The sequence below is a fragment of the Streptomyces laculatispora genome (genome assembly GCF_017353455.1).
Classification (GTDB): Bacteria; Actinomycetota; Actinomycetes; order Streptomycetales; family Streptomycetaceae; genus Streptomyces; species Streptomyces laculatispora.
The window spans coordinates 1-12,035 of record NZ_JAFMPZ010000395.1 but is presented as its reverse complement, the minus strand read 5'-3'; the positions used below and the strand labels follow the sequence as shown (position 1 = coordinate 12,035).

General features: G+C 72.5%; 6 protein-coding genes and 2 pseudogenes. 1 reads left to right on the top strand and 7 read right to left on the bottom strand.

Annotated elements, in window-relative coordinates; all coding sequences use genetic code 11:
* Positions 1–116: 116 nt before the first annotated feature.
* The 5 genes from J1C73_RS20225 to J1C73_RS20205 all read right to left on the bottom strand — a co-directional run bounded on the left by J1C73_RS20225 (position 117) and on the right by J1C73_RS20205 (position 7,743).
* A complete protein-coding gene (locus J1C73_RS20225) occupies positions 117–3,491 on the bottom strand; it encodes a pyruvate carboxylase (RefSeq protein WP_207317649.1) in 3,375 nt (1,124 codons plus the stop codon).
* 391 nt (positions 3,492–3,882) lie between these two features.
* A complete protein-coding gene (locus tag J1C73_RS20220; RefSeq protein ID WP_207317648.1) occupies positions 3,883–4,671 on the bottom strand; it encodes an SDR family oxidoreductase in 789 nt (262 codons plus the stop codon).
* Positions 4,672–4,733: 62 nt separating this feature from the next.
* A complete protein-coding gene (locus tag J1C73_RS20215; protein WP_207317647.1) occupies positions 4,734–5,720 on the bottom strand; it encodes an acyl-CoA dehydrogenase family protein in 987 nt (328 codons plus the stop codon).
* Positions 5,720–6,895 carry an acyl-CoA dehydrogenase family protein gene (locus tag J1C73_RS20210; protein ID WP_207317646.1) on the bottom strand — a complete coding sequence of 392 codons (1,176 nt, stop codon included), beginning with the start codon at positions 6,893–6,895 and terminating at the stop codon, positions 5,720–5,722. The genes J1C73_RS20215 and J1C73_RS20210 overlap by 1 nt, the downstream gene beginning before the upstream one ends.
* Positions 6,895–7,743 (bottom strand): enoyl-CoA hydratase, encoded by an 849-nt coding sequence (locus tag J1C73_RS20205; RefSeq protein WP_207317645.1) that lies wholly within the window; start codon positions 7,741–7,743, stop codon positions 6,895–6,897. The genes J1C73_RS20210 and J1C73_RS20205 overlap by 1 nt, the downstream gene beginning before the upstream one ends.
* A 451-nt stretch (positions 7,744–8,194) precedes the next feature.
* Here J1C73_RS20205 and J1C73_RS35775 point away from each other — a divergent pair.
* Positions 8,195–8,779 (top strand): annotated as a pseudogene (locus J1C73_RS35775) (SDR family NAD(P)-dependent oxidoreductase); the annotation flags it as partial.
* Here the strand turns inward: J1C73_RS35775 and J1C73_RS20195 are convergent.
* Both J1C73_RS20195 and J1C73_RS20190 read right to left on the bottom strand, forming a co-directional pair.
* Positions 8,780–10,507 (bottom strand): annotated as a pseudogene (locus J1C73_RS20195) (polysaccharide lyase 8 family protein); the annotation flags it as partial.
* 49 nt (positions 10,508–10,556) lie between these two features.
* Complete coding sequence (locus J1C73_RS20190; protein ID WP_207317644.1) at positions 10,557–11,921, bottom strand: M60 family metallopeptidase; 1,365 nt, start codon at positions 11,919–11,921, stop codon at positions 10,557–10,559.
* Between the last annotated feature and the right edge of the window lie 114 nt (positions 11,922–12,035).

Below are 12,035 nucleotides of genomic sequence, written 5' to 3'. Positions count from 1 at the left end.
CAACGACGACGACGCGTAACAGCACCCCGGCCGCCGGACGTCCGGCCCCCGGTGCGCGAACGCGCCCGCGGGGACCGGACGCCGCGCTGTCCGGGGCCGGAGTCCGGTCCGGTGCCTCAGGCGATCTCGATGAGCAGGTCGCCCGCCTCGACCTGCTGGACCCTGCCGATCGCGAGGCGTCGCACCACCCCGGCGCTCTGGGCGGTGATCGAGGCCTCCATCTTCATCGCCTCGATGGTGGCGACGGTCTGGCCGGCCGACACCGACGTGCCCTCCTCCACCTGGAGGGTGACGACTCCGGCGAACGGCGCCGCGACATGGCCCTGGTTGCCGCGGTCCGCCTTCTCGGCGGCCTTGACCTCGGTGGCGACGGACCTGTCCCGCACCGACACCGGCCGCAACTGCCCGTTGAGGGTGGCCAGTACGCTGCGGAACCCGCGCTCGTCGGCCTCGGAGATGGCCTCCAGCTCGATCAGCAGGGTGACACCGGGATCGAGCGTGACCGTGTGCTCGGTCTCCGGCTCCAGCCCGTACAGGAAGTCCTGGGTGGGCAGGACGGAGGTGTCCCCGTACGCCTCGCGGTGGGCCTCGAACTCCTTGGTCGGGCCGGGGAACAGCAGCCGGTTCAGTGTCGCGCGCGGCGACTGCTCCAGACCCTCGCGGTCCTCGTCCGACAACTGCGGCGTCTGCGCCTTCGCCGGGCGGCCCTTGAGCGCGCGGGTCCGGAACGGCTCGGGCCAGCCGCCGGGCGGGTCGCCCAGCTCGCCGCGCAGGAACCCGATCACGGAGTCAGGAACGTCGAACTTGCCGGGGTCGGACTCAAAGTCCGCCGCCTCGACCCCCGCACCCACCAGATGCAGTGCCAGATCGCCGACCACCTTGGACGACGGCGTCACCTTCACCAGCCGCCCGAGCATCCGGTCGGCCGCGGCGTAGCAGTCCTCGATGAGTTCGAAGCGGTCGCCCAGACCCAGGGCGATGGCCTGCTGGCGCAGGTTGGACAGCTGCCCGCCGGGGATCTCGTGGTGGTAGATCCGGCCGGTCGGCGAGGCCAGCCCGGACTCGAAGGGGGCGTAGACCTTGCGGGTCGCCTCCCAGTAGGGCTCCAGGTCGCCGACGGCCTGGAGGGAGAGGCCCGTCGCGCGCTCGGTGTGGTCGGTGGCGGCCACCAGCGCGGACAGCGGGGGCTGGCTGGTCGTACCGGCCATGGAGGCGACCGCCGCGTCCACCGCGTCCACGCCCGCGTCGATGGCGGCGATCAGTGTGCCGAGCTGCCCGCCGGCCGTGTCATGGGTGTGCAGATGGACCGGCAGGTCGAACCGTTCGCGCAGCGCGGTGACGAGGGTGCGGGCGGCCGGCGGGCGCAGCAGCCCGGCCATGTCCTTGATGGCGAGCACATGGGCGCCCGCGTCCACGATCTGTTCGGCGAGACGCAGGTAGTAGTCCAGCGTGTACAGGGTCTCGCCGGGGTCGGAGAGGTCCGCGGTGTAGCAGAGCGCCACTTCGGCGACCGAGGTGCCGGTGGCGCGTACGGCGTCGATCGCCGGACGCATCTGGGACACGTCGTTGAGGGCGTCGAAGATCCGGAAGATGTCCATTCCGGCGGTCGCGGCCTCGGCCACGAACGCCTCGGTGACCTCGGTGGGGTAGGGCGTGTAGCCGACCGTGTTGCGGCCGCGCAGCAGCATCTGGGTGCAGATGTTGGGCACGGCCTCCCGGATCTTCACCAGCCGCTCCCACGGGTCCTCGGCGAGGAAGCGCAGCGCCACGTCGTAGGTGGCGCCTCCCCAGCATTCGAGGCTCAGCAGCTGCGGTGCGGTATGGGCGACGTGCGGGGCGACGGTCAGCAGGTCACGGGTCCGGACCCGGGTGGCCAGCAGCGACTGATGGGCGTCGCGGAACGTGGTGTCGGTGACGGCGACGGCCGACTGGGCGCGCAGCTCGGCGGCGAAGGCCTCCGGGCCGAGGGCCGCGAGGCGCTGCCGCGAACCGGCCGGCGGTGTCCCGGCCGGCAGGTCCGGCAGCTTGTCCGCCGGGTCGATGACGGAGGGGCGGGGCCCGTAGGGCCGGTTGACGGTGGTCTCGGCGAGATAGCCGAGCATGCGGCTGCCGCGGTCGGCCGAGGGACGGGCCCGGATCAGCTCCGGGTGTTCCTCGATGAAGCTCGTCGTGACGTGTCCCGCCCGGAAGTCGGGCTGGTCCAGTACGGCGCCCAGGAACGGCAGGTTGGTCGCCACACCCCGGATGCGGAACTCCGCGATGGCCCGGCGCGCCCTGCGGGCCGCGTTGGCGAAGTCGTGCCCGTGGCAGGTGAGTTTGACGAGCATCGAGTCGAAGTGGGCGGACACCTCGGCACCGGTGTGGACGGTGCCGCCGTCCAGCCGCACCCCGGGGCCGCCGGGGGAGCGGTAGGCGGAGATGGTGCCGGTGTCCGGCCGGAAGCCGTTGGCCGGGTCCTCGGTGGTGATGCGGCACTGCATCGCGGTGCCGTTGAGGGTGATGTCGTCCTGGGTGAGGTGCAGTTCGGGCAGCGTCATGCCCGCAGCGATGCGCAGCTGGGCGATCACCAGGTCGCGCCCGGTGACCTGTTCGGTCACGGTGTGCTCGACCTGGATGCGCGGGTTCATCTCGATGAAGACGTGGTTGCCGCGTTCGTCGACGAGGAACTCGACCGTGCCCGCGTTCACGTAGCCGATGTGGTGGGCGAAGGCGACGGCGTCGGCACAGATCCGGTCGCGCAGCGCCGGGTCGAGGTTCGGGGCGGGCGCGATCTCGACGACCTTCTGGTGGCGGCGCTGGAGTGAACAGTCCCGCTCGTACAGGTGCACGACGTTGCCCTCGGCGTCGGCGAGGATCTGCACCTCGATGTGGCGGGGATTGATCACCGCCTGCTCCAGGAAGACCGTCGCGTCGCCGAACGAGGAGCGCGCCTCGCGCATGGCCGCGTCGATCGACTCGCGCAGTTCGCCCGCCTCGGCGACCCGGCGCATGCCGCGTCCGCCGCCGCCCGCGACGGCCTTGACGAACACGGGGAAGCCGATCTCGTCGGCGGCGTCGACGAGCGCGTCGACGTCCTCGGAGGGCTCGGAGGACTTCAGTACCGGTACGCCGGCCTCCCGGGCGGCGGCGACCGCCCGGGACTTGTTCCCGGTCAGGTTCAGCACCGAGGCCGGCGGTCCGACGAACGTGATGCCGGCCTCGGAGCACGCGGCCGCGAGGTCAGGGTTCTCCGACAGGAAGCCGTAGCCCGGGTAGATCGCGTCGGCGCCCGCCTTCCGGGCGGCCTTGATGACCTCGTCGACCGAGAGGTAGGCGCGCACGGGATGGCCGGGCTCACCGATCCGGTAGGCCTCGTCGGCCTTGGCCCGGTGCAGGGAGTTGCGGTCCTCGTGGGGATACACGGCCACCGTGGAGATCCCGAGCTCGAACGCCGCGCGAAACGCGCGGATCGCGATCTCTCCGCGGTTGGCGACCAATACCTTGTCGAACATCAAACTCCCCAGTCGTGTCACGAGCGCGTGGCGTCAGGACGGGCGATGTCGCACGGATACGCCGGTCGGCGTCCCGTGGTCACTCGGCGGCGGCGAACCGCTCCGTGGTTTGTCGGGTCGGAAGCGTTCGACACCGTACCGGAGACCTACCCAGAGATCGCGGACACAGAGAATGGCCTGCGTCACGTGCGAAGGTCCCGGAGATTTCCCGGGGGGCGCGGAGGGCGGCGGTGCCACGCGCGGCGAGAAGAGGGCGCGCGCATGTCTTCACTGAGCTCGGGGGCGCTGCTGTACGGCCAAGGGGCCTTCGGGCTGACGCTCCAGGACAACTGGTCCGGGCACGCGGACGGTCCCGGCCCCGGGAGGGGGCCCGGACCGTTTCCTGTCGTCCTCAGCCGGGCCGGCCGGCCGTCTTCGCGGCGAGGTAGCGGGCGGGGTACTCGCCGCCGCCGTGCACCGCCAGGTCCGCCCCGTTGATGTATCCGGACAGGTCGCTCGCGAGGAACAGGCAGGCACGGGCGACGTCCTCGGGCACGGCCATCCGGCCCATCGGGATGACGCCCGCCACCGAAGCCCCGCCGTCCGCGCCGTAGACCGGCTCCGCGCTCCGCGTGCGGATCAGCCCCGTGGTGATGTGGTTGACCCGGACCGCGGGCGCCCACTCCAGGGCCAGCGCCTTGGTGAGCGCCAGGAGCCCGGCCTTGGCGGCGGTGTACGCGGCGGTGCCGGGCTGCGGGTCATGGGCGGAGACACTGCCGATGTTGACGACCGAACCGCCCCCGTCCTGGGCGTGCATGGCGCGGTGGGCCGCCTGCGCCACATAGAACGGCGCGAGCAGATTGAGCGCGACGATCCGCTCCACGAACCGCGGCGAGACGGTGGCCGCGTCGGCGTCCGGGGAGCCGCCCGCGTTGTTGACGAGTACGTCGAGCCGGCCGAAGCGTTCCACCGCGGTGTCCACCAACGCGGCCGCCGCCGCCGGATCACGCACATCGGCCGCCACGAAGACGGCCTCCCGGCCCCCGGCCGCGGGCAGGGTGTCCGGGGTGGTGCGGCCGCAGACCACCACGTCCGCCCCGGCGCCGAGGAACGCCCCGGCGATGGCGGCCCCGATGCCCTTGGTGCCGCCGGTGACCAGCACCACGCGCCCCGTGAAGTCCAACGGGCTGTCGGTGTCCATGATGTGAGGCCTCTCTTTCTGGTGGACGGGCCGGGCCGGCCGAACCGCCCCTCGGTGTGCGGTCAGCCGGCCAGTACACGGGCCCGGCACGCGGCCGGGGTGCCCCACGCGTCGCGCAGCGGACGGGCCTTGCGGATCCACAGGGACAGGTCGAACTCGTCGGTGTAGCCCACGGCCCCGTGCAGCTGGAGGGCCGTGCGCGCCGCTCCGTACGCGGCCTCGCCCGCCGTGACCTTGGCCGCCGCGATGTCGCGCCCCGCCCCGTCGTCGCCGGCGGCGAGCGCGAGTGCGGCGCCGTGTACCAGCGGTTCGGCGAACTCCAGGGCCAGCAGGGTGTCCGCCAGCCGGTGCTTGACTGCCTGGAAGGAGCCGATCGCCACTGCGAACTGGGTGCGCTGCGTGACGTAGGCGACGGTACGGGCGAGCAGGGTCCGGCCGGCCCCGAGTGCCTGGGCCGCCGTGGCGAGCGCGGCGACATCGGCCGCGTATCCGGCCGCGGCGGTCACCGCCGGGCCCCGGGCGATCACCGTCCCGCCCGTCGGCTTCGACAGCCGCCGCCCCGGATCGGCCGACGGCTGTACGGGACCCGCACCGGTGGCGACGCGCAGGATGTCGCCGTCCACCACGAACACCGTGTCGGCCACGTCGGCGTCCAGGGCGTACGGGCCCAGAGCGGTCAGGCAGAGCGAGACGAGGGACTTGCCCGAGGCGATGGCGGGCAGCCGGGCGGCGGCCACGTGCTGGTCGCCGAGCCGGTCCAGCAGGGCTGCGGCGGCCACCGTCTCGACCAGCGGTCCCGGGACGGCGTGGCGCCCCAGCGCCTCGAAGGCGACGGTCAGTTCGAGGGGCAGCGGCCCGAAACCGTCGTGCTCCTGAGGGACCGCGAGTGCGAACACCCCGGCCTCGGCGAGCCGGGCCCAGACGGCCCGCCCCGGCCCGTGGCCGCCGACGGCCCAGGCCCGGATCGCGGCCGGGGTGTCGCAGGAGGTGAGCAGACCGTCGAGGGAGCGGGCGAACTCCCGCTGCTCGGCGTCGAGGAAGAAGCGCATCACCGGCGTCCCTTCGGCAGGCCGAGCAGCCGCTCGGCGATGATGTCGCGCTGGATCTCGTTGGTGCCCGCGTACACGGGGCCGGCCAGCGAGAAGGTGTAGCCCTCCGCCCAGCCCCCGCCGGCGGGCGCTTCGCCCGCGTGGTCGGCGAGTTCGCCGTACGGGCCGAGCAGGTCGAGCGCCGTCTCGTGCAGGGCGATGTCCAGTTCGGACCAGTAGATCTTGTTGAGGCTGGAGGCGGCCCCGGCGGGCCCGCCCTCGTCGTGCAGTACGTGGGAGGCGCCCCGGTAGGAGAACAGCCGGTAGGCGCGGGCCCCGATCACCGCATCGGCCACCCGGTCGCGCATCGCCGTGTCCGCCGGGTCGCCGTGTTCGCGCCACAGGGCGGTCAGCCGGTCCGCCGCGGCCGTGAACCGGCCCGGACTGCGCAGGGTGAGTCCGCGTTCGTTCCCGGTGGTGCTCATCGCGACGCGCCAGCCCTGTCCGGGCTCGCCGATGACGTCCTCGTCCGGTACGAACACCTCGTCCAGGAAGAGTTCGGCGAAGGCGGGTTTGCCGTCGAGCCGTCCGATGGGCCGCACCGTGACACCCTCGGCGTCCAGCGGGAACATCAGATACGTCAGTCCCCGGTGGGGCCGGTCCGCGTCCGGGTCGCTGCGGAACAGGCCGAAGGCCCGGTCGGCGAAGGCGGCCCGGGAGGACCAGGTCTTCTGGCCGCTGAGCAGCCAGCCGCCCCCGGTCCGTATGGCCGTCGACCTCAGCGAGGCCAGGTCGGAGCCGGACTCCGGCTCCGACCAGGCCTGCGCCCAGATGACCTCACCGCGTGCCATCGCCGGCAGGATCCGGGCGCGCTGCTCGGCGGTGCCGTTCTCGAAGAGGGTGGGGGCCAGCAGATTGATGCCGTTCTGGCTGACCCGGCCGGGCGCCCCGGCGGCGTAGTACTCCTCCTCGAAGACCAGCCAGCGCAGCAGGGAGCCGCCGCGCCCGCCGAACTCCTCGGGCCAGGACACCACCGACCAGCGGTCGGCGGCCAGCGTGCCCTCCCACTCCCGGTGCGCGGCGAATCCCTCAGCGGTCTCCAGGGACGGCAGGGGAGCGGCCGGGACGTGGGCGGCCAGCCAGTCGCGCACCTCGGTACGGAACGCCTCGTCGGCCGCGTCGAAATCGAGGTCCATCAGGCGCCCGCCTCCTTCATCGCCCGGATGTCCATGCCGCCGAGCGCGTCGGGCGCGGTCTCGGCGTTGTGGGCGTGCGCCAGGTGGTGCAGGCCGAACACCGAGTCCATGCCGGTGTGCATTCCCTGCAGGTCCTCGGCCTGGTTGACGGCGCGCTTGGTCAGGGCGAGGCCCAGACGCGGCATCTCGGAGATCCGCAGCGCCAGCTCCCGGGTGCGCTCGGCCAGTTCCTCCCCGGGCACGACCCGGTTGACCATGCCGACCTCGTACGCGCGCTGTGCGCTCATCCGGTCGCCGGTGTAGAGGAACTCCTTGGCGATCCGCGGTGGCATCACCCAGGGGTGCGCGAAGTACTCGACGCCGGGGATGCCCATGCGGACCACCGGATCGGCGAAGAAGGCGTCCTGCGAAGCCACGATCAGGTCGCACACCCAGGCCAGCATCAGTCCGCCCGCCACGCACGCGCCCTGCACGGACGCGATGACCGGTTTGGGCAGCTCCCGCCACCGGCGGCACATGCCCAGATACACCTCGGACTCGCGGGCGAAGCGGCTCTCCGCGCCCTCCTTGTCCGAGTGGTCCCACCAGAGTCCCGCCCGGCGTTCGAACGGCAGATGGGCGTCCCGCTCCGGGGTGCCGATGTCATGGCCCGCGGAGAAGTGCTCGCCCGCTCCGGCCAGTACGACGGTCTTCACCTCGCTGTCGTCGGCCGCGCGGTAGAACGCCCGGTCCAGGGCGTAGGTCATCGCGGAGTTCTGCGCGTTGCGGTAGTCGGGCCGGTTCATGGTCACCGTCGCGACCGGGCCCCGCTTCTCGTAGCGCACCGGTTCGTCGTGGGCAGCGGACATCGGCGCCTCCTTCCCTAACAAGTGTTTGGTAGATTAACGTACTCCCATGAGCAGCGTCGAGCAGTCCCGCACCGGGATCCGCGGCCGGCCGGCCACCGGCCGCACCGGATCCTTCGCGGGCCTCCGAGGCTGCGGCGGACCCGGCCGCGAGCACGAGGGCGCGGCCATCGGGCGACAGGTCGCCTTCCACGAGGAGTACGCCCTCGCCGACGCCCCCGCACGGGTCAGCCGCATCGGGGAACAGCTGCTCGGCCCGACGCCGGCGGCCTTCGGCGCCCCTGAGCGGCGGGCCCGCTTCCTGCCGCCGATCGTCACCGTCCAGGCACGAACTCGACGACCGGCAGCGGCTGTTCCTCGTCACCCGCTCCGACACCAGCTACGCCGGGTCCGACGAGATCCAGCGCGACATCATCGCCGAGCGCGTCCTCGGCCTGCCCAAGGAGATCCGCCCGTGACCACCCAGCCGCCCTATGTAGCAGGGCACTCCCTCCTGGCCGGACGCACCGCCGTGATCACCGCCGCCGCGGGCGCCGGGATCGGCGGAGCGACGGCCCGCAAATTCCTGGAGGAGGGTGCCCGGATCGTCATCGGCGACGCCCACGAACGCCGGCTGGGGGAGACCGCCGCCGCCCTCGCCGAGGAGTTCGGCGCGGACAGCGTCGCCGCCCTGCCCTGCGACGTCACCGATCAGGAGCAGGTCGACGCCCTCTTCGCGTTCGCCGCAGATCGCCACGGCGGCCTCGACGTCGTCGTCAACAACGCAGGCCTCGGCGGCACCGCCGACCTCGTCGAGATGACCGACGACCAGTGGTCGAAGGTCCTCGACGTCACCCTGAACGGCACCTTCCGCTGCACCCGCGCCGCCCTGCGCCACTTCAAGGACCGCGACACCGGCGGCATCGTCGTCAACAACGCCTCCGTCATCGGCTGGCGCGCCCAGCGCGGCCAGGCCCACTACGCCGCAGCGAAGGCCGGCGTCATGGCCCTCACGCGGTGCGCCGCCCTGGAGGCCGCCGACTTCGGGGTACGCGTCAACCCGGCCGTCGCTCGCGGTGATGCCCGCGCCGAGCGAGACCACCGCGTTGTCCAGCAGGAACCACGACTTCCTGGTCCGAAGCGTGCTGCCCGGGGCGCCGATCACCTCCATCGCGGCCACCGTGTACCGGCTGTCCAGCACGGCCCCGCCCGCGACGGTGTTCGACGGCCGGTAGGTGGACGTACCGGCGCCGGTGCCGAGATCGTCGCGCCGGCGGGTGTCGACCGTGGTGCCGGGGAGCCGGTACGGATCGACGGTCGGCCAGAAGCCGTCGTTGAACTGCCCGAGGCCGTCGCCGTCGTACAGATACGTCATGCCGTCACCGGTGTACCAGCCGTGCAGGTTCTCGCCGTTGCCCGCCTCGTACGCGGAGATCCGCTTCGAGGACAGCGACAGCGCGAAGGCCCAGCCCGGGCGGCGGTGCACCACGCGGTCCATGTCGGCGAGGACGAAGCTGCCCGTCGTACGGGCCCCGGTGCGAATGCCCCGGTCGTTGAGCACGGCCTTGGCCAGGGCCAGTTGGGGCAGTGTGGCGAGCGCCGCGAACGGGGTGGTGCGGTTGCGGGTCAGCCAGCCCTTGGCCAGCTGCCGCCAGCGGTCCGCGTAGGAGGCGGGTGCTCCGGACGCGAGCAGCAGGATCGCCGCGACGGCCGCGGCGCCGTCCCGGTGGTCACCCGCGCGTTCCCGTGAGACGGCCCGCCCGCGCACCGCGTCCATCATCAGCCCGTCGAAGACCACCGGTGCGAAGCTCCGCTCCACGGCCTCGTACATCACCGACACCTTCGGGTCGGCGACCGCCCACGGGGAATCCGCCAGGAGCGAGATCAGCCAGGCCGCACCGCCGAGCAGCACGGTGCCGTACGAGCCGGTGTACGCGACCACGTCGTGCTGGACGAACGAGCCGTCCTCGTAGAAGCCGTCACCCGAACTCGTGTAGCGGAAAAGGCTGTTGCGGCCAGAGTCGCGCACGTCGGAGAGTGCGTCACGGGCCGACGCCAGCTTGTCCCCGTCCCTGCCGAGCAGTCCGCGCAGCGCCACGATCACGGCCTTGTCGGTGCGGTTGGCACCCGTCTCGGAGAGCGTGGGCGAGTTGGTCCGGCGGTCCGCGTCGGGGCAGAACCGGTCGACGACGCCCAGATAGTCCGTGAGATCGCCGCCGGACAGCCGCCCGCGCAGCAGCACGCAGCAGTCCATCAGCGCACGAGGAGCGCCGATCTCCCAGAACCACCAGTTGCCGCTCTCGCCCGCCTGCGGGTGGTAGGCGGTGTCGTAGGTGAAGCGCAGCGCGCCGAGCAGGGCGTCGGCGGTCGCCGCGTCACCTGCCAGAGAGGCGCCGGGCGTGGCCCACGCGGTCGCGAGGGTGCGCAGCCGGGTGTAGCTCTGCCCGAAGTTGCCCGGATCGGTGACGGGGGAGAGGTCGGCCCACAGCGCGGTGCGTCCGGCGCTGCGGTCCAGGGTGTCCCACAGCTCCTTCGCCGCGCCGTCCAGGGCCGCGAGGGCGGCGGCGAAGTCGGGGTCGGACGGGTCGAACCCGCCTCCGGTGATCAGGGTTTCCGCCCGCAGGAGGAGCCCGTCGAAGTCCTGGTCCGCGATCGGTCGGGTATCCGGTGCGATGCCTGCCGCCTGCTCCGGGGCCGCGGCCTGTGCGGCGCCCGCGGTCGGGGCGAGCGCCGCGCCGACGGCCGTGGCGCCACTCGCGGCGAGAAGGGTCCTTCTGCTCAGTTGCACGATGACTCCCTGTCCTGTGCGTCCGCTGTGTCCGCTGTGTTCACGGTGCTCAGTCGGAGAGCGTGCTCGGGTCGACGGGGGGCTGGGGCAGGTGCAGGGCGGCGAGTTCGGCCCGGCCGACGGCGTCGATCGGGAAGGCCCAGGTGTTGACGAAGAAGTCCGTGAGGTCGTGGCCCGCGACGCGGCTGGAGTAGGTGGCCAGCGCCCGGTAGCGCTTGTCGTTCTCCGTGGAGTCGGACTGCGGGTTCTCCTCGCGCACCAGTTTGTGCAGCCGGGGCCAGAAGTCGTCCCCGAAGGCGAGCTCCAGCTGACGCAGCGGCACGAGCTTCTCGTACGCGCCGAAGGACTTCTCGTACGTCAGCCCGGCCGTGCCGAACTTGGCCCGTGAGGTCTGGAAGGCGGTGAGGCCGGTCGCCGGGTCGACCGTGAGCAGATTGGACGGCTGCTTCAGGGTGCGCTGCGCGGCCAGTGAGTAGATGTTCACCGTGACCTCGGTCATGCCGCCCGGCTTGTAGGCCATCTGCTGATGCAGGTGGCCGAGTTCGTGGTACAGCCCCCAGCCGCGGGTCCGCAGTCCCTCGACGGTCGTGGCCCGGTCGAGATAGGCGCGCGGGAAGCCGTTGTAGCCGTGCGTGGCGTACGCGCCGACACCGGTCGGCACCTTGCTGACCTCGGTGAAGTGGTACGGCCCCGCCTTCCTCCGGTGCACCGGCCGGGAGCCGTCGAGCCCGCTGATCCGGGCGTGCGAGTCGATGATCGTCCCGACCAGCCGGAGCAGTGCGGCGTGGTCCTCGCCCCGGTACTGCAGCGCGCCGTCACGGGTCAGCGTCATGATCGTGTCCGGCCCGTGGAGTTCGACCCAGGGCGACGTGGTCAGTGTGTCGAGCTGTCGCTGGTAGTCGGCCTCGGTGGTGCGGCCCAGGGTGAAGACCGGCATGGGGACGGCTCCGGCGCGGATGAGCACTTCCGCCCGCTCGCCGTGCCCGGTGAGCGTCAGATAGACGGGGCCGCCGTGCGGGTCGGTCACGGTGTTGGCGCCGGCCGTCAGCGGGTAGCCGCGCGGTTCGGTGATCTCGCCGTAGTAGTCCCAGGCGCCGATCCAGAGCGTGGGCAGCAGGCCGTCGTGGGGCCGGACGGTCAGTGAGAGCGGGGTGCCGGCGGGCACGTACAGGCCGGTCGGCTGGAACTCCGAGCCGCGCAGGGCCTGTGCGAGCCGCAGCCGCTCGGCCTCGGCGGCGGGGCGGGCGGTGACGGTCAGGGCGACCGGACGGGCGAGCGGCCGGCCGGGGGCGGCCTGTGCCGAAGAGACGGTGGCGCCGAGCGCGGCCACCGCTCCGGCACCGGCCGCGGCGGCGAGTACGGAGCGGCGGCCGACCGGGGTGGAAGGCGTGGCGGAGGGGCTGTGCTTACGCATGCGGAACTCTCCCTGCAGAAACGAATGAGGGGCGGAAGCGTGCGGAACGGGATGAGGCGTGCCGTCAGCATGTAAGCGGTTGCTGTCGAGCCGCAAGGGGAGTCGGGAAGTTAC

What these genes read in the sequence shown, in the direction of transcription:
- J1C73_RS20190 (WP_207317644.1), bottom strand. Translation starts at nt 11,921, where the DNA reads ATGCGTAAGCACAGCCCCTCCGCCACGCCTTCCACCCCGGTCGGCCGC.
- J1C73_RS20220 (WP_207317648.1), bottom strand. Translation starts at nt 4,671, where the DNA reads ATGGACACCGACAGCCCGTTGGACTTCACGGGGCGCGTGGTGCTGGTC.
- J1C73_RS20225 (WP_207317649.1), bottom strand. Translation starts at nt 3,491, where the DNA reads ATGTTCGACAAGGTATTGGTCGCCAACCGCGGAGAGATCGCGATCCGC.
- J1C73_RS20205 (WP_207317645.1), bottom strand. Translation starts at nt 7,743, where the DNA reads ATGTCCGCTGCCCACGACGAACCGGTGCGCTACGAGAAGCGGGGCCCG.
- J1C73_RS20210 (WP_207317646.1), bottom strand. Translation starts at nt 6,895, where the DNA reads ATGGACCTCGATTTCGACGCGGCCGACGAGGCGTTCCGTACCGAGGTG.
- J1C73_RS20215 (WP_207317647.1), bottom strand. Translation starts at nt 5,720, where the DNA reads ATGCGCTTCTTCCTCGACGCCGAGCAGCGGGAGTTCGCCCGCTCCCTC.